The organism is Cellulomonas sp. NPDC055163, from assembly GCF_053607065.1.
Map to the genome: position 1 here is coordinate 37,774 of NZ_JBSGSU010000001.1, position 19,975 is coordinate 57,748.

Consider the following 19,975-nt stretch of genomic DNA (forward strand, 5'->3'; position numbering starts at 1 on the left):
TCGCCGCACGCTCCGCGCGATGAGGCGCCCCGGTGCGGGTCCGGCCTACGCGCTGAGGTCCGGACCGGCGCCCGACGCGGTGGGGCTGCCCCGCCGCGTCGGGCACGCCGGTCAGGCGACCGGGCCCGGCGTCTCGACCGTGATCCGCGCGACCTCGCCCGTGCGCCGGAACACCTCCGTGCTCAGCCCGGCGTCGAGCGCCGCGTCGGGCAGCGTCACCGTCGAGCCGTCGGCCCGCTCGACCGTCACGGTCGTCGGGGCGCCGGCGGCGACGCGGCGGTACACGACGGGCACCTGGCAGAACGTGAACGCGAGCGACCCCGCGGGCAGCTCGACGTGCTGCGTCGCGCCGCCGACGTCGAGGTGGCGGAACGTCGCCGGTGCGCTCGTCCACTCCTCGGCGCGCAGCAGCACGGGCCGGAACACGACGCGGCCGTCCTCGACGCGCAGCCCGAGCTCCCCGAGGCGCGTGAGCACCTCCTCCTTGACCTGCCCGGTCATGCCGGGCTGGCGCGCGCCCTTCCCGGCCGGGGTGTGCGAGTACGGGTCGATCGGGAACGCGCCGTACACCTCGGGGGTCTTGCAGTACCCGAGCCCGCGGCGCACGTCCTCGTAGATCTCCGCGAGCCGGCGGACGACCCCCGGGTCGGTGCCCTCGGCGACCGCGCGCTCGTGGTTCTCCTGCACCGCGAGGAGCAGCTTGGACACCATGTGCCAGTAGATCGAGCCGAGCCCCTCGTACGCGAAGAACGTGCCGGACCGGCCCGTGAACTCGGCGTGCTGGAACACGTCCTCGAACAGCCCGAGGAGCGCCGCCCGGTCCTCGTCGGACACGTCGACCGCGACCCGGTCGAGCGCCGCCGCGACGTCGCCCGCGTTGTGGACGTCCGGGGCGAAGTGCACGTCACCCGCGACGTCGCGCAGCACCACCGAGCGGTCCCCGGCGGCGACGAGCCGCTCGACGAGGGGCACGCGCGCGGCGTCGGCCGCGGCCACGGTGTTCCGGTCGAGGAAGCTCGGCAGCTCCTTGTCCGGGTAGAGGATGTAGCTGTGCTGGTCCGCGCGGTACAGCGCGGACCGCCGCAGGCCGTCGAGCAGCTCGACCGCCTCGGCCGGGCTCAGCACGCCGGAGGACAGCACCGCGACCTGGCCCTCGAGCATCTCGCTGAGCCGCCGCACCCCGGCCCCGTCGGCCCGCAGGTCGAGCAGGTTGTAGGAGTGGACCAGCGCGTCGTCGCGACGGTTGGCCCGCAGCCCCGAGTCGACGTAGCGCTGCGCGACGTCGAGGAACGCGGTCACGTCCGCCGCGTCGACGGTGGTCACGGCGCCGCCGAACCCGTCGTACACGCGCGCCCGGTACGCCGTGCCGGCCGCGCCGAGCTCGTCCATGACCGCGAGGCGGGCTGCGTCGTCGAAGCCGGTCCCGGTGCCGCCCGCGTGCCGCGCGAGGGCGTCGTGCACGTCGGCGAGCAGGGCCCGCAGCTCGGTCGTCACCGTCACGTCGGAGGTGAGCAGGTCGCGGACCACGTCGAGGTAGCGCCGCACGTAGGCGAGCGTGACGACCGAGAGGCCGCGCCCGACGAGGGCGTTGTTCGCGTCGTTCCACTCGGGGCGTTGGGTGTTCATCCAGATCCCGCCCTCGGGCACGAGGTTGACGAGCTTCGCGGCGAGCAGCAGCAGCAGCTTCTCGGCGAGCGTCACGCGCACGAGCTCGCCGTCGGGCCCGTGCACGAGCCGCCCGTCCGCGCCCTCGCGCTCGACCCGGCGCTCGATGGCCGCCTGCGCGGCGTCGTCGAACGCGATCGTGTCGTACGGGTTCTCGAGGGTCTTCGCGTACGACGCGATCCGGTACGGCACGTCGGCGTGCGTGAACACGGCGCGGTCGACGAGCGCGTCGAGCCGCCCGGGGTGGAAGCGCCGGGACGTCTCGAGGAGCTTGAGCAGGTAGACGACCTGGTGGTCGCTCCAGTAGCCGATGTTGGCCCACGGGTTCTCGGGCTCCGGGACCTCCCAGTCGATGCCCTGGCGCGAGATCCGGTACGGGTTGTAGCCGTCGGCGGTGGTCGCGTCGAGGAACACGGTGACCATCGACTCGACGTACTCGGGGAACGACCAGGCGAGCGCCTCCCAGTTCTGGAAGATGTCGCGCCAGTTGCCCTGGAAGTCGACGCGCGTGCGCCCGTCGGCGTCGCGCAGCGCGATCCGGAACTTGTTCCAGGGGCGGCTCGGGTCGCCGTGGCGGCGGCTGAACATCAGCGGCAGGTACTCGCGCGCGAGCCGGCCGAGGTCCGCGTCGCCGCGGGAGTCCGCGAGCGCGACGAGCGTGTCGATGCCGAAGCGCTCGGGCAGGTCCGCGAGCAGGTCGGCGCAGCGCTCGGCGGTCCGCGGGCTGCGCTCGGCGACGAACCGGCGCACGTCCTCGGCCTCGGCGGTGTAGCCGTCGACGGGCACGCCGCCGCGCATCGTGTTGAACAGGACGTTCGCGCCGTGGTGCGCGGCGGCGAGCTCGTCGCCCGTGAGCTGCGCGGCGTCGGCCGTGGCGAGCAGGGCCTCGAGCGCGGTGCGGGTCTCCTCGACGTCGGCCGCGAGGCGCTGCGCGACGGCGGCCGGGTCGGCGAGCTCGGTGCGCAGCGCGACGACGTCGGCGGCGCTGTGCTCGACGTCGGCGACGACCTGCCAGCGGCGCGTCTCGCCGGGCGCGAGCGTCAGCCCGGTCCGCACGAGGTAGGCGCCGCGCTCGCCACGCACGTCGACCTCGCCGTGCACGGGCTGGCCGGCGGCGAACGCCCGGAGCTGGCGCGTCGAGACCAGGCGGTCGGCGGACTCGAGCCCGAGGGACCACGCGACGTTGGCGCGCAGCGACTCGCTCGGCTCGGACTTGTCGGTGAGCTTCGAGTTCAGGTAGAGGATCCCGAGGCCCGTCGCGCCGTCGACCTCGCTGCGCTTGTACGCGTCGAGCAGCGAGCTGAGCTCGTTCTGGACCTGGACGGTCGCGCCCGCGGGCAGGAGGTTGACGAACCCGTCGACCACCTCGACCTCGACCGGCCCGTCCGACGTCGACGTGAGCTCGCCCGTGCGCACGACGCCGTAGCGGGCGCTCGTTTGCCACGTGACGCGCACGCGCAGGCCGAGGTCGGGGCGGACCTCCTCGAAGACGAGGGTCGTGCCGAGGTAGTCCTTGGACAGGGTGCGCCGGGCCGCGGGGTCGCCCGGGCGGGTCTCGGCGAAGGGCTGCCAGACGGTCGTCGTCCCGTCCGTGCCGGTGACGCGCAGCAGCGTGAGCCCGCCGGTACGGCCGGCGCCCTCGGCGACCTTGTCCTCGGTGTAGTACGGGAACAGCGCGTGCTCGGCCTCGACGCGGCCGGCGGTCACGCCGCCGCTGCTCGAGATGAAGACCCACAGGTCGCTCGCGCCGACGAGCGTCATGAAGAACGGCGGGATCTGGTCGTACGCGGTGATCTGGTAGAACGGCCGGCCCTCGATCTCGAGGGTGCGTCCGGCGACCGGGCCGGCGTCGGTGGCGGACAGGGGTGCGGCGACCTGCAGGGACATGCGGGTTCCTTGCGTCGGGTGTGCGGCGGCGGACTCGTCGGGCGCGCGTCCCCGGCGGTGTCGCGACCGTGCGGCACCGGATCTGAGAGAGCGCTCTCACGCCAGCGTGTCATGCCGGCGCCCGTACGGGCAAGGACCCGGCCTGGGACCTCGCGGGGGTGGACGCGGCGCAGGGCCCGGACCTGCGGGCGGATCCCGCGGCCCCCCACGCCCGTCACGCATGAGAGAGATCTCATCTACTTACTGACCGGACTGTGACCAGATCGTGACATTCTGCCGACCATCCCTGACCCCGACAGGAAGCCGCCGCCGTGACCTCACGTAGCGCTGCACCCCTCCTCACCCGCACGTCCGCCGCCCGCCGCGCCGCCCTCGTCGGGCTGCTCCCCGGCGTCCTGACCGCGACGCTGCTGACCGCACCACCCGCCGCCGCCACGCCCGGCGCCGCACCCGGCGGCCCCGTCGCGCAGTCCCCCGGCGCCCGCGCCGCCGCCGTCCCCGGCGGCTGCGGCCAGCTGTTCGACGACTTCGCCTACACGTCCTCGTCCGACCCGGCCCTGCGCTCGCGCGGCTGGACCGTCCGCACCGGCGCGGGCGGCCCCGGCGTCTCCGGGAACACGTGGTCCGCGGCCAACGTGGACTTCCCCGGCACCGGCGCAGCCCGCACGATGCGCCTGCGCGCCCAGACCGACGGCACCGCTGCCGGCACCGTCAACGCCGAGGTCTACCAGCAGCGCAAGTTCTTCGAGGGGACCTACGCGAGCCGCGTGCGGTTCACCGACGCGCCCGTCAGCGGCGCCGACGGCGACCCCGTCGTCCAGACGCTCTTCACGATCACGCCGCTCGACTTCCCCAACGACCCGGCGTACGGCGAGGCCGACTTCGAGTACCTGCCCAACGGCGGCTGGGGCGCGACGAGGCCCACGCTGTTCACGACGACCTACGAGACCTACCAGAACGACCCCTGGAAGGCCGACAACGTCAGCACCACGATCCCCGGGAGCCTCGACGGCTGGCACGACCTCGTGCTGCAGGTGGACTCCGGCCACGTGCGCTACTACCTCGACGGCCGCCTCGTCGCCGACCACACCGGGCACGTGTACCCCGAGACCCCGATGTCGCTCAACGCGAACCTCTGGTTCATCGACCTCGCGTCGCACACGGGCGGCGTGAGCCGCTACGAGCAGGAGGTCGACTACGTCTTCCACGCGGACCGCGAGGTGCTCGCGCCCGCCGACGTCAGCGCTCGGGTCGCCGGCCTGCGCGCCGCCGGCACGAGCCACACCGACACCGTGAGGCTCGGGACGTGCACCCCGACGACGCCGCCCGCGGTGCCCCCAATCACGCCCACCCCCGCCCCGACGCCGACCGCGAGCACGCCGGCGCCCGCACCGAGCGCGACCCCGACCCCGGTGCCGACCGTCGCGCCGAACCCGCCCGCCGCGCCGCTGTGCGACCACCTGCGCTCGTGGGCCCGCAACCGGTTCTACTGGCCGGGCGCGACGATCACGCACGCCGACCACGCCTGGCGCGCGACGCGCGCGACCCGGCGGGCCGCCCCGGGCACGAGCACCGCATGGCAGGACCTCGGGCGCTGCTCGACGTCCTGACCGGGCGCCGGACGCGCTGCGCGGCGGGGTGCGGTCCGGAGCCGGGCCGCACCCCCTGCCGTCCGGAGCCGGGCGCGCCGCACGCGCCCGGCTCCCCGCGGGTGGGTCAGTCCTCGATGACCGACAGCACGTTGCCCGCCGGGTCGGTGAACCACGCGATCAGCGGCCCGCCGCCCCGGAAGACCCCCTGCGCATCGGTCTCGATCCCGGTGCCCTCGTAGTGCTCGAACGCGACACCCCGCCCGGTGAGCCACGCGACGGCGGCCTCGACGTCCGGGACCGGGAAGTTCAGCACCGTGAACGTCGCGGGCACGTGGTCGGCCTTCGGGTAGACGATCACGTGCGCACCGCCGCCGAGCCGGAGCGTGAGCATGCCGTTCTCCTCGGTGACGTCGAGCCCGAGCGTCTCGCCGTAGAAGGCCCGCGCCCGCGGGACGTCGTCGACCGAGAACCCGCCGAACGCCTTCGACTCGCGCAGCATGGTCGCTCCTTCCGGGTGCCGGGGCACCGTCGCGGCCCGGGCCGGGAGGGCCGGGCTCACGGGGTAGACCGGCGACCGCGGGCGGAGTCATCGGAGCCGACCAGCTTCTCCTGACCCACCGCGCGCCCCGGACCCGCCGGGCCACCCGAGCCCGTCGAGTCCTCCGCACGGCCGCTGCGCCGCACCGCCCACCACCCGAGCACCGCCGACCCGAGCACGGCGACCGCGTTGTGCGCGTACTTCGGCCCGGCCGGCACGTCCCCGAGCGGCACGACGAGGAACCCCACCGCCGCCCTCGCGACGAGCACCCCGGCGGCGACCGCGGCGACGTGGCGGCCCGCCCAGCCGTCCGTGCGGGCCCACCGCCGCAGCGCGAGGGCGCCCACGACGAGCACGGTCGCCGAGCCGGCGACGCCGAACCACGTCTCGTCGGACGGCGTCACGAGGAGCCCGCCCACGAGGCCGACCGCGGCGAGCACCCCGGCCCGCGGCACCCGGCCGGACCGGCGCGGTGCGACCCGCCGGCCGAGCGTGACGGCGGCGACGGCCAGCAGCACCGCGACGGCCCACGCACCCGCGACCTGCCCGGTCGACGCGTGGTCGGTCTCGGTCTCGAGGTGGTCGACGTGCACCAGGATCGCGGCCGCCACGTAGAGCAGCGCCGCGACGACGAGTCCCGGGGCACGCAGCCACGGCCGGCGCGCGGCGTCCGGCCGCAGCGCCTGGACCAGCACGATCGGTACCGTGAAGCTCCACAGGGCGTGCCCGACGAGGAAGTTCGTCGCGTTCCCGACGGCGACGCCCCACGGCTCGACCAGGGTGGCTCGCGCACCCTCCTCCCAGCCCTCGATCTGCCGGTACGACAGGCTGAACAGCGACTGGTCCACGACCCCGGCCTGGACCACGCCCAACGCCGTCGCGAGCAGCAGCACCCCGGGCCAGCGGAGCCCGGCGCGCACCGCGACCTCGCGCAGCAGCAGCGCCGGCGCCCCGTAGAGCGGCACGAAGAACAGCAGCCCGAAGACGAGCGCCGCCGGGTCCCCGGTGCTCGTGTCGTAGGCGACGAGGTACTCGGCACCCACCGGCGACAGCACGAGCAGGCCGGCCGCGAGCGCCCAGCGGACGCGGCGGCGCGGCAACCGTGGCGCGTGCGCGCCGTGGGCGGGCCGCTCGACGGGCTCGGGCTCGGGCTCGGGCTCGGGCTCGGGCTCGCGCTCCGGCTCAGGCCCGGCCGCGTCCGTGCCGGCGGGTTCGGCGCCCTCCGGCCGGGCGACCTGCGGCCGGGCGTCCCGTACCCGCCCGACGTGCTCCGACCCGACGGTCGCGGAGCCGACGGGCTCCCGTCCGACGGGTCCCGGCTGCGGCTCCTGCTCGGCGTCTGGCACGTCTCCGACGCTAGGAGCGCGCCGCCCGGTGGGGCATCGGCCGCCGGTCGGCCGGGCGCCCGCCCGAGGTCGACGCACCGCGGGCCGCGGGTCGGTGCCGGATCCCGCCCTGCGCAGGAGCGATCCGCGCCCGCCGGTTACCGTGAGGCGTGCCCGAGCTGACGCCCCCCTCCCGCCGCGTCGCCGTGCCGCTCGCCGCGCTCGCCGTCGTGGCCGTCGGCACCGCGGGCTGGGCGCTGCTGGGTCCCGGGCGCACGTCGTCGCCGACCGCGGACGCACCGTCCCGCACGGCCGCCGCCACCCCGTCGCCCACGACGCCCGTGCCCACCCCCTCCGCTCCCCCGACCTCCAGCACCCCGGTCGCCGGTCCCTCGGCGCTGCCGGACCCCGACGCCCCGTCGATCGCGTTCCTCGGCGACTCCCTCACCGTCGGGGTCGGCGCGCCGCCCGAGCGCGGGTACGCCTGGCAGACGGCGCAGGCGCTCGGCTGGCCCATCGCGGTCGTCGACGGCGTCTCCGGCAGCGGGTTCGTCGCACCGGGCCGCGGGGAGCCGATGACCGACCGCGTCGACGACGTCGTCGCCGCGTCCCCCGAGGTCGTCGTCGTCGCGGGCGGCAGCAACGACGCGTTCCGCGGTTACGAGCCCGCCGAGGTGCAGGCCGCCGCGACGCGGGTCCTCACCGACCTGCAGGCCGGGCTCCCGGAGGCCACGGTCGTCGTGCTCGGGCCGTTCGTCTCGGTGCTGCTGGGCGGCACGCAGGAGGACGCGACCACCGCGGCGGTCCGTGCCGCCGCCGAGGCCGCCGGGGTCCCGTTCGTCGACGCGGCCGAGCTCGTGGCCTCCGCGACCTCCGGCGAGCAGGGCCTGCGCCCCTACCTGAGCGCCGACGGGCTGCACCCCAACGAGACGGGGTACGCGGTCCTGGCCGGCGCCCTCGCGGAGCGGCTGCCCACGCTCGTGCCGTGAGTCTTCACCCGCGACGCTCCTTGTCCGGCTCGCCGGGCACCCCGTAGAACGGGACGAACCGGACACCGCACACGGCGGTGGCAGTCACCAGGGGGTAACACCGATGCGGAGAAGACTCGTCGCCGTGACCACCGTCGGGGCGCTCACGGCGTGCCTCGCGCTCACCGGACCGCTCGCGGCCACCGCGTGGAGCGCACCACCGCCCGCCGGCTGGACGTCGGTCGACCTCGGGACGCTCGGCGGCGCCCGCACCGACGCGACCGACGTGAACGACAAGGGCCACGTCGTGGGGCAGTCCCAGACCGCCGCCGGGCTCGGGCACGCCTTCCTGTGGCGGGACGGCGTGATGACGGACCTGACCCCCGGCGCGTGGCAGAGCGGGGCGACCGCGATCAACGAGCGCGGCGAGGTCGCGGGCTACGTGCAGCTCGTGGAGGGGCAGCCGACCCAGGCGTTCCGCTGGTACCGCGGGACGACGACGCTGCTGCCCGGGACGGAGTACGGCTCCGAGATCAACGAGCGCGGGCAGGTCGGGGGCACGGCGGCGGCGTCCGAGGCCGACCCGTGGACGACCTCACCGTTCGTGTGGACGTCCGGGACTCTCGCGGTCGTCGGGCCCGTGCCCTACCCGTCGACATGGCCGTCGAGCTCGATCATCGACCTCAACCGGTCCGGCACGGTGCTCGGCCGGACCGAGGACTTCGACGACCTCGAGGTCAGCTACGTGTGGCGGGACGGCACGCTGACGCGCATCGGCGAGGCGGACGGGCGGTTCTTCGCCACCGACCTGAACGACCGCGGGCACGTCGTCGGGCGCGCGTCCGGGGCGGACCGACTGCTGTCCGCGGTGCTGTGGCGCGACGGCACGGCCGAGGACCTCGGGATGCTCCCCGGCGACGTGTACGCCAGCGCGAACGCGGTCAACGAGCACGACGTGGTCGTCGGCTGGAGCCAGGGCGCCGCCGACCCCACGGACGGAGGCAAGCGCGCGTTCGTGTGGGCCGACGGGTACATGGACCCGATCGGCGTGCCGGAGGGCACCTGGAGCGAGGCGTCCGAGGTCAACGACCGCGGCCAGGTCTCCGGGCGGCTCGGCTACGCCCGCGCGGACGGCACCGGGGTGCAGAAGGCGTTCGCGTGGGTCGACGGGACGCTGACCCCGCTGGGCGGCGAGCACCGCATCGTCGCGGTCACGGACCAGAGCGCGCAGGGGCACGTGCTGGCCATGGAGTACGACGACGGGGTGCGCGCCGTGCTGCACGTCCCGCCGAAGCGCCGGTCCTGACCCGGAGCAGCGGGTGCGGGACGGTCCCTCCGGCCGCCCGCACCCGCTGTCCCCCTGCGCAGCGCCCCGGCCCCCTCCGGCCGGGCGGTGCACGTCTCGGCGCGCGTCAGTCCGCGCGCGGCTCCGTCGGCGCGCGGATCGGTCCGCGCGCGGCTCAGTCGGCCCGCACGACCGTGTCGCGCAGCGTCGAGCGCAGCAGCGGGCGGCTCGTCTCGGTCGCGGCCAGCATGAGCAGCACGCCGCCCGCGAGGAACCCGAGCACGAGCAGCAGCCCCGAGCCGTCGGTCGCGCTCGCGGCGCCGAAGACGAGCGCCGACAGCACGAGCGCGACGCCGGCCGACGTGCCGGCCACGAGCAGGAGCGGCAGCAGCACCTCGCGCCGGCGCGCCGAGTCGAACAGCTCGACCGGGACCCCCGCGAGCCGCTGGAGGGCGTACTCGCGGCGCCGGTCCAGCACCGAGGCGGCCTGCTGGATCCCCGCGGAGACGGCCGCGACCGTGAACGAGATCGCGAGCGTCAGGAGCCCGCCGGTCACGACGTCCTGCAGCAGGAACCGCTCGACGGGATCGCTGCTCACGGGGCTCGTCGACGCGATCGCGGGGAGGATCGACAGGCACCCCGCGACGAACGCGGCGAGGCCGAGGCCCCCGACGACCCGCCACGACGCGCGCGGGTCGTCGACGAGCCGCCGCGCCGCGAGCAGGGTCGCGGGGGTGCGCGCACGCCACGCCATGAGGCGGCCCGTGAGCCCGATGATCCAGGGGCCGACGAGGTTGAGCCCGACGAACGCGAGCGCGAGCATCCCGAGCAGGGCGCCGTAGACGACCGCCGCCTCCAGCCCGCTGACGACCTTCGTCACGGCGACGAACCCGACGAGCGCCACGACGAGGAGCAGCGCGCGGTACCAGCGCATCCCGGGCGGCGTCTGGCGGCGGGCGACCCCGAGCGGGGAGACCACGACCCGGCGCAGCGAGACCGTGCCGCTCAGCGCGGCGAGCAGCGGCACCCCGAGCAGCACCGCGGCCAGCGCCGGCACGCCGACCCACAGCTCCCCGGCCGTGAACGGCACGCCCTGGAACGGGATCCGCGTCCACACCGGCAGCAGCGCCGCGTAGCCGACGGCGCCGACGAGCGCACCCACGAGACCCTGCAACGCCGTCTCCACGACGGTCAGCGCGACGACCTCGGCCGGGGTGACGCCGAGGAGCCGCAGCGTCGAGAGCCGGGCGTCGCGCCGGGAGACGCCGAGCCGCGCCGCGGCGCCGCCGAGCGAGACGAGCGGGACGAGCAGCAGGACCGCCGCGATCCCTGCCATGACCGCGTACGGCCCGGCGTCGAACGGCGTGAACGGTGCGGGCGGGTCGTCGGCGCGCTCCACGAACCCGAGCAGGCCGCCGAGCACGCTGAGCGCGAACGCCGTCGTGACCGCGAACGCCGCGACCGCGAGGCCCGTGGTGAGCGACCCGCCCGAGCGGTGCAGCCGCGGGGCGAGCGCGAGGACCGCCCTCACCGGAGCCCGCCGGACGCGGGGGCGCCGGACGCGGGGGCGCCGTGCGAGGGGGTGGTGCCGTGCGCGGGGGTGCCGTGCGCGGGGGTGCCGTGCGCCGCGGCGCCGGACGCGAGGGTCTGGGCGGAGCCCTCGGTCACGTGCCCGTCGCGCACGTGGATGCGGCGCGAGCACCACGCGGCGACCTGCTCGTCGTGCGTGACCAGCACGAGGCTCGCGCCGGCGGCGGCGGTCGCGCCGGTCAGCGCGCGCATGACGTCCGCACCGGTGGCCTGGTCGAGGGCCCCGGTCGGCTCGTCGGCGAACACCACCTCGGGACCCGTGACGAGCGCCCGGGCGACGGCGACGCGCTGGGCCTCACCGCCCGACAGCTCGCCGGGCCGGCGACCTTCCTTGCCGGCGAGCCCGAGGGACCCCAGCCACGCGGCGGCCCGGTGCGTCGCCTCCGCGCGGCCGACCCCCTGCAGCATGAGCGGCAGCGCGACGTTCTCGACGGCGGGCAGCTCACCGAGCAGCTGGCCGAACTGGAACACGAACCCGAGCCTGCGGCGACGCAGCAGCGAGCGGTCGCGCTCGTTCAGCGTCCCGATGTCGGTGCCGCCGAGCCGCACGCTCCCGGCGTCGGGCGCGAGGATCCCGGCGAGGCAGTGCAGCAGCGTCGACTTGCCGGAGCCCGAGGGGCCCATCACGGCCAGGGTCTCGCCCGCCGCCACGTCCACGTCGACACCCGCGAGCGCCGTCGTCGCACCGAAGCGCTTGACGACGCCGCGCGCCGAGAGGCGGGGCGTACCGGGGCCGTCGTGCGAGGTCGGGTGCGGGGCGGGTCCGAGGTGTCCGGTGGGAGGCATGGCTCGACTCTCGTCGCCCGGGGCGTCGAGGACGTCGCCGCACGGGTGGGTCCGCGCGGGGGCGGGGTCCACCCACGGGTGCGCGGCCGGTCCCCCTGCGGGTGTGCGCCGGGTCCCCCCGCGGGCCGGTGCGGGCGGGCCCCGCACCGTGCACCCCTGCGCGACGATGGCTCCATGACCAGCGCGCAGCCCCACCCCCCGGTCGCCCCGCTCGACGAGCAGGCGGCGGCGCTCCTGTGGCAGGACTACCTGACGGCACACCCCGAGCACGCGTGGGACACCCCGGCGGTCGAGCACTTCGGCGACAGCGCACCGCTCGCCGACGAGCTGCTCGACCTCGTGCTGCACGGGCCGAAGCGTGCGACCGCGACGCTCCTGGCCGACTTCGCCGCCGCGGGCGAGCTCCCGCCGCGCGTCGGCTCGCACTGGGTCGCGTGCGACGGCGCGGGCCGCCCCCGGGTCGTCCTGCGCTCGGTCGAGCTGCGCGTCGGGCCCGTGCACAGCGTCGACGACGCGTTCGCACGGGACGAGGGCGAGGACGACCGCACCCGCGCCACGTGGCTCGAGCAGCACCTCGGGTACTGGCGGCGGACGTGCGCCGCGCGCGGCGTGGAGCTCGACGAGTCCGCGGAGGTCGTGTTCGAGCGGCTGCGCGTGGTGTGGCCGCCCGAGCACGCCGACTGAGCGGCGCCGACGGTCCTACGACGCGAGCCCCACGTCCACGAGCGTCTGGCGGACGGCCGCGACCTCGGCGGCGACGAACGCGTCGAGCTCGGGGCCGGTGAGGAACGCGTCCGACCAGCCGTGCTGCTCGAGCGCCGCCTGCCACTCCGGGGTGCCGTGCAGGGACGTGAGGAGGCCGCCGAGCTCGTCGAGGCGGGCCGGTTCGAGCGTGCCTGCCGCGGCGACGCCACGCCAGCTCGTGAGCACGACGTCGACCCCCTGCTCCCCCAGCGTGGGCACGTCCGGCAGCACGGGCGAGCGCGCGGCACCCGAGACCGCGAGCGCGCGCAGGCTTCCCGAGGCGAGCAGGTCGGCGTGCTCCGAGACGTCGGCGACGGCGACGCGCACGGTGCCGTCGAACAGCGGGTCGAACGACTCGCCCGTGCTGGGCTGCGGGACGTAGTGCAGCCGGGTCGTGACCTCCGCCGCCGGCACGCCCGCCGCGAGGAGCATCCGGATCGCGAGCAGGTGGTCGGCGCCGCCGGCGGGGCCCCCGGTCACGGGGACTGCCGGGCCGTTCGCGAGGATGTCGTCGAGCAGGTCGGTCGCCGTCCGGTACGGCGAGTCGGCGGTCACGACGAGGGCGAGCGGCTCGTCGGTCAGCCGCGCGAGGGTCCGCACGTCGTCGAGGGTCGCGGCTGCGTCGGTGAGCTCGATGGCGCCGACGAGCGTGTCCCCGACGACGAGCAGCGAGCCCGGGTCGGCCTCGCCGACGAGCTGGGTGAGGCCGACCGTGCCGTCCGCGCCCCGGTAGTGAACGATATCGACACCGTTCACCCCACCGCCGGCGGCGAGGGAGTCCACGAGCGCCTGGCCGGTCACGTCCCACCCCGTGCCGCGCTCGGTCGGCACGTGGACCGAGAGCCGTTCGCCCGCCGGGGTGGTCTCGGCGACGGGTGCGGGCTCCGCGGCGCCCCGCTGGTCGGCCTCCGGGCCCGAGGTGCCGGGGCTGCACGCGGTCAGTACCGTCGCCAGGGTCAGCACGGCCGAGGCCAGGGCCAGCCGGGTGCGCACGCGCGTGGTGCTCCGCATCGATCCTCCTTGATCTGCGCGGCTGTCTCCGACCGCCGCCACGGTGCGAAAACCTTATCGAAGGCCTTCCCGCCGACCTGGAGGTTTGCTGGTCATACCTTCCCGGCGGCCGACGGCCGCATCCACGTCGCGAGGTCGAGCGCCAGGACGTCCGAGCCGCCCTCGCGGCCGACGACGACGAAGCCGCGCCGCTCGTACATCGCCCGCGCGAGGTCGTTGCCGTCCTCGACGCTCAGGCTCACGGCCTGGGAGCCGTGCGCACGGACGGCGCCGAGGCAGCCGTCGAGCAGCGCCGACCCGACCCCTGCGCCGCGCCCCGCGGGCAGCACGCCGAGCGAGAGCTCGGGCACGTCCTGCGCGACGAAGCCCCACCCGCGCCGGTCCGGGGCGAAGACGCGGGCCCACGCGGCGCCGAGCGGCGCACCGTCGTCGCCGACCGCCACGACCCCGACGTCACCGGGCCGGCCCCAGCCCTCGACGTAGCGGACGAGGTGGTCGTCGGTCCGCACGTCGGCGGCGGTGACGCGCTGCTCACCGCCCCAGTTGACGGCCTCCGCGACGAGGTCCGCGAGGAGGTCGAGGTCGGCGGGGACGGCGGGGCGCAGCAGCATCCGGACATCGTGCCCGACGCCCCCGGGGCGTGCGCGCAGACGACCCGGAGCTGCCCGGAAGATCCGTTCGCCACCGCTGCATCCAGACGCGCCCCCCGCGCCGTAGTGGGGGTGTCAGCACATCAGCGCCCCGCAAGGGCCCACACCCTGGAGCACCTCATGCGTACCCGACTGATCACCGCCGGCGCCGCCGGTCTCGCCCTCGCCGCCACGGCCGTCCTGCCCGCCGCGGCCGCGACGCCCGGCAACGCGTCCCTGTCCGTGCTGCACGGCGTGCCCGGCCTCACGGTCGACGTCTGGGTCAACGGCGAGCGCACGCTCGACGACTTCACGCCGGGCACCCTCGCGGGCCCGCTCGACCTCCCGCCGGGCACGTACACCGTCGCGATCACCGCGGCCGACGCCGCCGACGCGAGCGCCCCCGCGATCGGCCCGGTCGACCTCCCGCTCAAGGCCGACACGAGCTACACCGCGGTCGCGCACCTCGACGCCGCGGGCGCCCCGACGGCGACGCTCTTCACGAACGACACCTCGACGATCGCCGCGGGCCAGGGCCGCCTCACGGTCCGCCACACCGCCGCCGCCCCCGCGGTCGACGTCCTCGCGGGCGGGACCGCCGTGATCACGAACCTCTCGAACCCGAACGAGAAGAAGCTCGACCTGCCCGCCGGGACCGTCTCGGCCGCGGTCGCCGCGACCGGCACGACGACCCCCGTCATCGGCCCGGCCGACGTCCCCGTGACGGAGGGAACCAGCACCATCGTGTACGCCTGGGGCAGCCTCGAGGCAGGCAACCTCCAGCTCGCGGTGCAGACCATCAACGGCCTGCACTCGGCGCCGGGCGGCGTGCCGTCCGGCGAGCTCGGCCTGGCGAGCGAGACGCCGGCGACCTCGTGGGCGGTCGCCGCTGCGCTGCTCGCCCTCATGGGCGGCGTGCTCGTGGCCGCCCGTCGGCGGGTCGCTGTCGCGGTGACGCGCGACTGACCCCGCCCGGGTGCGGCGCCCCGCTTCCCCGAGGGGCGCCGCACCCACCGGCCGTGGCGGTGGGTGCTCAGCGGCGTGCACCCACCGCCACCTCGGCACGACCACGCCCGACCGCGCCCTACCGCACAGCCACCCCGTCGCCCGGCCGGGCTCTCCCGCTCCACCGAGGCCGCCCCCGCCGGGCCGTCCCGAGCACCACCGGGCACCACAAGCACCGTGAGGACCCCATGACCGCCGACCGGACCACCCGACGCCCCGCACCCCGGGTCGCCGCGCGGCACGCGCTGGTCGTCGTGCTGCTGACCTCGCTCGTCGCCGCCGGGTGCGCCGCCGACCCCGAGCCGGTCGCCGCGACGCGCACCCCGACCGCGAGCCCCACCGCGGCGGCGCAGGAGCCGGTGCCGGACGTCCCGCTCCAGCCCGCGACCCTCGGTGCGCAGCCGGCCGCGGACGCCCGCCGTCCCGTCGACCTCGTCATCCCCGACCGCGCGATCCAGGTCCCGGTCGACCCGGTCGGGGTCGCGGAGGACGGTCAGATGGAGATCCCCCCGCTCGCCGAGCGCGCCGGCTGGTACCGGTTCGGGTCGTCCCCCGGCGACCCGGCGGGCACCGCGGTCGTCGCAGCGCACGTCGACTCGGTCGCGTCCGCGGGCCTCGGGCCGTTCGCGAGGCTCGGCGACGTCGAGCCCGGCGACGCCGTCGACGTGACGCTCGACGACGGCACGGTCGTGCGGTACGCGGTCGTCGACGTCGTCCGCGTCCCGAAGGTCGAGGCGGTGTGGGACGAGGTCTTCGTGCGCGACGGCCCGCCGCGCCTCGTGCTCGTCACGTGCGGCGGGGTGTTCCAGCGCGACGTGGGCCACTACACGGACAACGTCATCGTCACGGCGGAGCCGGTCGGTGCATGATGTCCGTGCTAGCGGGCGCGCCATCGGCACAGCGCGCGACCACTGCGCCGCTGAGGAGGAGGTGTCCGCTGTCCACGCCCTCGCCGGTCACGCACCTGCGCACACCCCCTGAGTGGGACGACGACGCGGTCGCACGCGCGTTCGCGGCCGGGGACGAGCTCGCCCTCGCGGAGGCGTACCGGCGCTGGTCCGCGTTCGTGCACACGCTCGCGCTGCGCTCCCTGCGGGACGCGACCGACGCGGAGGACGTCACGCAGCAGGTCTTCGTCAGCGCGTGGCGCGGGCGCGCCGGGTACGACCCGGGCCGCTCGCCGCTGCGGGCCTGGCTCACCGGGATCACGCGCCACGCGGTCGCGGACGTGCACGCCCGCCGGGCCCGCGACCAGCGCGACGCCGTCGCGGTCGCGTCGACCACGCCGCCCGCACCCGAGCCCGAGACCGCCCAGCTCGCCGAGCGCCTCACGATGACCGACGAGCTCAACCGTCTCGGCGAGCCGCAGCGCACGATCCTGGCGCTCGCGTTCTACGACGACCTCACGCACGACGAGATCTCCCGGCGGCTCGCGCTGCCGCTCGGGACCGTGAAGAGCCACATCAGACGCAGCCTGCTGCGTCTGCGCGACAGGTTGGAGGTGGTGGAAGGTGGAGCACGTTGACCCGGAGGTCCTCGCGCTGGCGTCGCTGGGCGAGCCGCTCGCGGACGACGAGCGTGAGCACCTCGCCACCTGCGCGCAGTGCTCCGACGAGGTCGCCGCGCTGTCCGAGGTCGTCGCGGTCGGCCGCTCGGCAGCGCCCGGCGACACGCTCGTGGCACCCCCCGCTGCGGTGTGGGGCAGGATCCGTGACGAGCTCGGGCTCGACGCTGCGCTCGTCCCGGGCGCGGGCGGGCCCGTGACGGCGTCCGGCGGCGCGAGCACGCCGGTTCCCGTGGCTGCGTCCGGCGGCGCGAGCACGCCGGTTCCCGTGGCTGCGCCCGACGCGGAGGGCGCGCCGACGTCGCCGCTCCCCGGCGGTCCGGCGGGCGACGGCCCCGCACCCGCCGTCGGCGGCACCGCGGGCGACGGCCTCGCACCCGTCGTCGAGCTGAAGCGACGGCGGACCGCCTGGGTCGCCGCCGCGGCAGCGGCCGGGCTCGTGGTCGGCGGCGTCGGCGGCGCCCTGTGGATGGACCGCGTCCGGGCCGACGAGAGTGCCGCGGTCGTCGCCGAGGTCGCGCTCGACCCCCTGCCCGGGTGGTCCGCGAGCGGTGACGCGTTCGTGGAGCAGACGTCGGACGGCGACCGGACCCTCGTCGTCACGCTCGACGGTGATGTGGACGAGGGCGCCTTCCGCGAGGTCTGGCTCATCGACCGCGACGTGACGAAGCTCGTGAGCCTCGGCGTGCTGGAGGGGTCCGACGGCCGGTTCTCGATCCCCGCGGGGCTGGACCTCGCGGAGTTCCCGGTCGTCGACGTCTCGGAGGAGCCGTTCGACGGCGACCCGGCGCACTCGGGCGACAGCATCATCCGCGGGGTCCTGCCCGCGTAGTCACGCGTCCCGGGCACCGCGTCCCGCCGCGCCGCCGCACCGCGCCTCCACCCCTGCGCCGCCACCCCGCGCCGCCGCACCGTGACGAGCCGCGAGCCGGGAGCCGGGCGGCGGCTCAGGTGGCGGCGGTCGGCTCGTCGTCCTCCGTCATCGGCGGCTCGCCCTCGTGCGAGTCGGGCAGCGGGTCCGGGTCGACGCCGAGCGTCGGCAGGTCGGGCTGCTGCGGGTCGAAGCTCTCGGGGATGTTCTCGGCCATGCGTCCACGCTGGCACCGCCGGTCGGCGTCCGCATCCGCGCGGGCGATGACATAGCCCGACACTATGAGGCCATGCGCGACCTGGCCTACCGGCCGGCTCGCCACGGGGGCACCGTGGTCCCGTGACGCTCGCCCCCACACCCATCCTGCGCACGCCCCCGACCGCACCGACCGCACCGACCGCACCGACCGCACCGACGAGTCTGCGCACGCTCGCCCCGGGGCTGCTCGCCGTCGCGGCCCTCACCGCGGCCTGCCTCCTCGCGGCCGGCGCCCTGCCCACGGTCTCCCCGCTGCTGCTCGCGGTCGTCGTCGGCGCCGTGGCGCGGAACGCGGGCCTGCTGCCGGGCGCCGCGCGGACGGGCGTCGCGTGGGCCGCGCGCCACCCGCTGCGGGTCGGGGTCGTGCTGCTCGGCCTCCAGCTCTCGGTGCCCGCGGTGCGGGCGCTGCGGCCCGGCGAGGTCGTGCTCCTGGTCGTCACGGTCGCCGCCACGTTCACCGCGACCCGGTGGGCGGGTGCCCGGCTCGGCGTCGACCGCCGCACGACGCTCCTCCTGGCGACGGGCTTCTCGATCTGCGGCGCGGCCGCCGTCGCGGCGATGAGCGCCGCCGTCCCTGCGAGCCGCCCCGCGACGCCCCCGAGCACCGGCCCGGCCACCCGCACCGTCACCCGCACGTCCACCGACCCGGACCGGCCCGACGTCGCCGTCGCGACCGCCGTCGCGATGGTCACGGTGTTCGGGTCGCTCGCGCTCGTCGCGATGCCGCTCGCGCAGGCGCCGCTCGGGCTCGACGACCGTCAGGTCGGCGTGTGGATCGGCGCGTCGGTGCACGAGGTCGCCCAGGTGGTCGCGGCGGCGTCGGGGGTCTCCGCGGCGGCGCTCGCCGTGGCCGTCGTCGTCAAGCTCGCGCGGGTCGCGCTCCTCGCACCGCTCGTCGCGGTCGTCGGGGCCCTCGAGCGCCGGCGCGAGCACCCCCGCACCGCCACCGCGCCGGGCGCTCCCACCACATCGACCGCGTCGACCGCCGCCGCGGACGGCCTCCCGGGCTCCGCTGCACCCTCGGCGCCGCGCCGCCCGCCGCTCGTGCCGCTGTTCGTCGTCGGCTTCCTCGTGGCGGTCGCCGTGCGCGGCGCCGGCGTGCTGCCCGACGCCGCCCTCGACGGCGCCCGGGTCGCGGGCACGGCGCTGCTGACCGCGGCGATGCTCGGGCTCGGTGCCGACGTGCACGTGCCGACGCTGGTCCGCACGGGCGGGCGGGCGCTCGCGCTGGGCGCCGTCTCGACCGCGGTCACCACGACGGTGAGCCTCGCTGGCCTCTACCTGCTGACCTGACCCACCATCGCGACGAGCTCGCGCGCCGCCGGGCTCAGGTCCCCGTGCGTGCGGGTCACGAGGCGCAGGCGCCGGCCCAGGTCGAGGCCCTCGGTCGGGACCCGCACGAGCGTGCCGTGCGCGAGCTCCGCGGCGACGGCCAGGTCGGACACCACGCCCACCGCGTCGCCCTCGTGCAGGGCGGCCTTGACCGCCGCGGTCGAGCCGAGCTGCGGGAGGTCCGCCGCGAGCGCCTCGCCGGCCCCCTCGATCGCGCGCTCGAGCGTGTCGCGCGAGCCCGAGCCCTTCTCGCGCAGCACGAGCGGGCCGGTCGCGAGGTCGTGCGCCGTGACCGGCTCGCGGCGGCGCGCCCACGGGTGCTCGGGATCGACCACCACGACCAGCTCGTCGCGTGCGACCGTGCGCATCCGCAGCCCGCGCAGGACCTCGGTGCCCTCGACGAACCCGACCTCGGCCTCGCCGTCGAGCACGGCCCGCATGACGCCCGCGGAGTTCCGGACGATGAGCTCGACGGCGGCCGGGGTGCGCTCGGTGCCGTCGCTGCTGCGCCGCCGCCGCCACGCCCCGAGCCAGCCGGGCACCAGGTGCTCGGCGACCGTCAGGGAGGCCGCGACGACGAGGTGCGCGGTGCCGCCCTGGCCCCGCAGCGCCGAGACGCTGGCCTCGAACGCGTCGGACGCGGTGAGCACGTCGCGCGCCCAGGCGGCCGCCGCCGTGCCGTCCTCGGTGAGCACCGAGCCGCGCGGCGACCGGTCGACGAGCCGCAGGCCCAGCGAGCGCTCGAGCCGCCGCACCCCGGCGGAGACGGTCGGCTGCGAGTGCCCGAGCGAGCGGGCGGCAGCGCTGATGCTGCCGCTGGTGTCGATCGCGACCAGCAGCTCGAGCGACGTGAGCGAGGTCCGGGCCATCGATCGAGCCTATGCCCGTCGGCCCACGCGGCACCGTCCCGGGGAGCGCGCGCCCT

At 76.5% G+C, this 19,975-nt stretch carries 18 protein-coding genes; 9 read left to right on the plus strand and 9 right to left on the minus strand.

Going from position 1 to position 19,975, the window contains the following annotated elements; translation table 11 throughout:
• Positions 1-111: 111 nt before the first annotated feature.
• A complete protein-coding gene (locus tag ACWFNE_RS00170) occupies positions 112-3,552 on the minus strand; it encodes a hypothetical protein (RefSeq protein ID WP_452120431.1) in 3,441 nt (1,146 codons plus the stop codon).
• Between the two features lie 311 nt (positions 3,553-3,863).
• Here ACWFNE_RS00170 and ACWFNE_RS00175 point away from each other — a divergent pair, with 311 nt between their 5' ends.
• On the plus strand, positions 3,864-5,162 hold the full coding sequence (locus ACWFNE_RS00175; protein ID WP_452120432.1) for a glycoside hydrolase family 16 protein: 1,299 nt from the start codon (positions 3,864-3,866) through the stop codon (positions 5,160-5,162).
• 106 nt (positions 5,163-5,268) lie between these two features.
• Here the strand turns inward: ACWFNE_RS00175 and ACWFNE_RS00180 are convergent, their stop codons facing one another.
• Both ACWFNE_RS00180 and ACWFNE_RS00185 read right to left on the minus strand, forming a co-directional pair.
• A complete protein-coding gene (locus ACWFNE_RS00180; protein ID WP_452120433.1) occupies positions 5,269-5,643 on the minus strand; it encodes a VOC family protein in 375 nt (124 codons plus the stop codon).
• A 56-nt stretch (positions 5,644-5,699) separates the two neighbouring features.
• Positions 5,700-7,028: a hypothetical protein gene (locus tag ACWFNE_RS00185; protein ID WP_452120434.1), complete on the minus strand. Its 1,329-nt coding sequence runs from the start codon at positions 7,026-7,028 to the stop codon at positions 5,700-5,702.
• 149 nt (positions 7,029-7,177) lie between these two features.
• Between ACWFNE_RS00185 and ACWFNE_RS00190 the strand changes: the two genes are divergently transcribed.
• Positions 7,178-7,996 carry an SGNH/GDSL hydrolase family protein gene (locus ACWFNE_RS00190; protein WP_452120435.1) on the plus strand — a complete coding sequence of 273 codons (819 nt, stop codon included), beginning with the start codon at positions 7,178-7,180 and terminating at the stop codon, positions 7,994-7,996.
• Positions 7,997-8,120: 124 nt separating this feature from the next.
• A complete protein-coding gene (locus ACWFNE_RS00195) occupies positions 8,121-9,281 on the plus strand; it encodes a hypothetical protein (RefSeq protein WP_452120436.1) in 1,161 nt (386 codons plus the stop codon).
• A 154-nt stretch (positions 9,282-9,435) separates the two neighbouring features.
• Here the strand turns inward: ACWFNE_RS00195 and ACWFNE_RS00200 are convergent, their stop codons facing one another.
• Complete coding sequence (locus ACWFNE_RS00200; protein ID WP_452120437.1) at positions 9,436-10,791, minus strand: FtsX-like permease family protein; 1,356 nt, start codon at positions 10,789-10,791, stop codon at positions 9,436-9,438.
• Positions 10,788-11,636, minus strand: coding sequence for an ABC transporter ATP-binding protein (locus ACWFNE_RS00205; protein WP_452120438.1), 849 nt, complete (start codon positions 11,634-11,636; stop codon positions 10,788-10,790). Before ACWFNE_RS00205 ends, ACWFNE_RS00200 begins: the two co-directional genes overlap by 4 nt.
• Before the next feature lie 174 nt (positions 11,637-11,810).
• Between ACWFNE_RS00205 and ACWFNE_RS00210 the strand changes: the two genes are divergently transcribed.
• Positions 11,811-12,320: an ASCH domain-containing protein gene (locus ACWFNE_RS00210; protein ID WP_452120439.1), complete on the plus strand. Its 510-nt coding sequence runs from the start codon at positions 11,811-11,813 to the stop codon at positions 12,318-12,320.
• A gap of 15 nt (positions 12,321-12,335) precedes the next feature.
• Here the strand turns inward: ACWFNE_RS00210 and ACWFNE_RS00215 are convergent, their stop codons facing one another.
• Together ACWFNE_RS00215 and ACWFNE_RS00220 are read right to left on the minus strand one after the other, a co-directional pair.
• A complete protein-coding gene (locus tag ACWFNE_RS00215; RefSeq protein ID WP_452120440.1) occupies positions 12,336-13,391 on the minus strand; it encodes a tripartite tricarboxylate transporter substrate-binding protein in 1,056 nt (351 codons plus the stop codon).
• Positions 13,392-13,483: 92 nt separating this feature from the next.
• Positions 13,484-14,002 (minus strand): N-acetyltransferase family protein, encoded by a 519-nt coding sequence (locus tag ACWFNE_RS00220; protein WP_452120441.1) that lies wholly within the window; start codon positions 14,000-14,002, stop codon positions 13,484-13,486.
• 159 nt (positions 14,003-14,161) lie between these two features.
• On the opposite strand from ACWFNE_RS00220, the gene ACWFNE_RS00225 reads away from it, so the two are divergent.
• The 4 genes from ACWFNE_RS00225 to ACWFNE_RS00240 all read left to right on the plus strand — a co-directional run bounded on the left by ACWFNE_RS00225 (position 14,162) and on the right by ACWFNE_RS00240 (position 17,421).
• On the plus strand, positions 14,162-14,986 hold the full coding sequence (locus ACWFNE_RS00225; protein ID WP_452120442.1) for a DUF4397 domain-containing protein: 825 nt from the start codon (positions 14,162-14,164) through the stop codon (positions 14,984-14,986).
• 227 nt (positions 14,987-15,213) lie between these two features.
• A complete protein-coding gene (locus tag ACWFNE_RS00230; protein ID WP_452120443.1) occupies positions 15,214-15,894 on the plus strand; it encodes a class F sortase in 681 nt (226 codons plus the stop codon).
• Entirely contained in the window at positions 15,894-16,550 is a 657-nt protein-coding gene (locus ACWFNE_RS00235; RefSeq protein ID WP_452121120.1) for an RNA polymerase sigma factor, read from the plus strand. Before ACWFNE_RS00230 ends, ACWFNE_RS00235 begins: the two co-directional genes overlap by 1 nt.
• A complete protein-coding gene (locus ACWFNE_RS00240; RefSeq protein WP_452120444.1) occupies positions 16,537-17,421 on the plus strand; it encodes an anti-sigma factor domain-containing protein in 885 nt (294 codons plus the stop codon). The genes ACWFNE_RS00235 and ACWFNE_RS00240 overlap by 14 nt, the downstream gene beginning before the upstream one ends.
• Before the next feature lie 115 nt (positions 17,422-17,536).
• Here ACWFNE_RS00240 and ACWFNE_RS00245 read toward each other — a convergent pair whose 3' ends face one another.
• Positions 17,537-17,677 carry a chromosome partitioning protein gene (locus ACWFNE_RS00245; protein ID WP_452120445.1) on the minus strand — a complete coding sequence of 47 codons (141 nt, stop codon included), beginning with the start codon at positions 17,675-17,677 and terminating at the stop codon, positions 17,537-17,539.
• Between the two features lie 122 nt (positions 17,678-17,799).
• On the opposite strand from ACWFNE_RS00245, the gene ACWFNE_RS00250 reads away from it, so the two are divergent.
• Entirely contained in the window at positions 17,800-19,011 is a 1,212-nt protein-coding gene (locus tag ACWFNE_RS00250; RefSeq protein WP_452120446.1) for a YeiH family protein, read from the plus strand.
• Here the strand turns inward: ACWFNE_RS00250 and ACWFNE_RS00255 are convergent.
• A complete protein-coding gene (locus ACWFNE_RS00255) occupies positions 18,996-19,919 on the minus strand; it encodes a LysR family transcriptional regulator (protein ID WP_452120447.1) in 924 nt (307 codons plus the stop codon). The two genes, ACWFNE_RS00250 and ACWFNE_RS00255, sit on opposite strands and share 16 nt — an antisense overlap.
• Positions 19,920-19,975 lie beyond the last annotated feature (56 nt).

What these genes read in the sequence shown, in the direction of transcription:
- ACWFNE_RS00170 (WP_452120431.1), bottom strand. Translation starts at nt 3,552, where the DNA reads ATGTCCCTGCAGGTCGCCGCACCCCTGTCCGCCACCGACGCCGGCCCG.
- ACWFNE_RS00180 (WP_452120433.1), bottom strand. Translation starts at nt 5,643, where the DNA reads ATGCTGCGCGAGTCGAAGGCGTTCGGCGGGTTCTCGGTCGACGACGTC.
- ACWFNE_RS00205 (WP_452120438.1), bottom strand. Translation starts at nt 11,636, where the DNA reads ATGCCTCCCACCGGACACCTCGGACCCGCCCCGCACCCGACCTCGCAC.
- ACWFNE_RS00210 (WP_452120439.1), top strand. Translation starts at nt 11,811, where the DNA reads ATGACCAGCGCGCAGCCCCACCCCCCGGTCGCCCCGCTCGACGAGCAG.
- ACWFNE_RS00215 (WP_452120440.1), bottom strand. Translation starts at nt 13,391, where the DNA reads ATGCGGAGCACCACGCGCGTGCGCACCCGGCTGGCCCTGGCCTCGGCC.
- ACWFNE_RS00220 (WP_452120441.1), bottom strand. Translation starts at nt 14,002, where the DNA reads ATGCTGCTGCGCCCCGCCGTCCCCGCCGACCTCGACCTCCTCGCGGAC.
- ACWFNE_RS00225 (WP_452120442.1), top strand. Translation starts at nt 14,162, where the DNA reads ATGCGTACCCGACTGATCACCGCCGGCGCCGCCGGTCTCGCCCTCGCC.
- ACWFNE_RS00230 (WP_452120443.1), top strand. Translation starts at nt 15,214, where the DNA reads ATGACCGCCGACCGGACCACCCGACGCCCCGCACCCCGGGTCGCCGCG.
- ACWFNE_RS00235 (WP_452121120.1), top strand. Translation starts at nt 15,894, where the DNA reads ATGTCCGTGCTAGCGGGCGCGCCATCGGCACAGCGCGCGACCACTGCG.
- ACWFNE_RS00245 (WP_452120445.1), bottom strand. Translation starts at nt 17,677, where the DNA reads ATGGCCGAGAACATCCCCGAGAGCTTCGACCCGCAGCAGCCCGACCTG.
- ACWFNE_RS00255 (WP_452120447.1), bottom strand. Translation starts at nt 19,919, where the DNA reads ATGGCCCGGACCTCGCTCACGTCGCTCGAGCTGCTGGTCGCGATCGAC.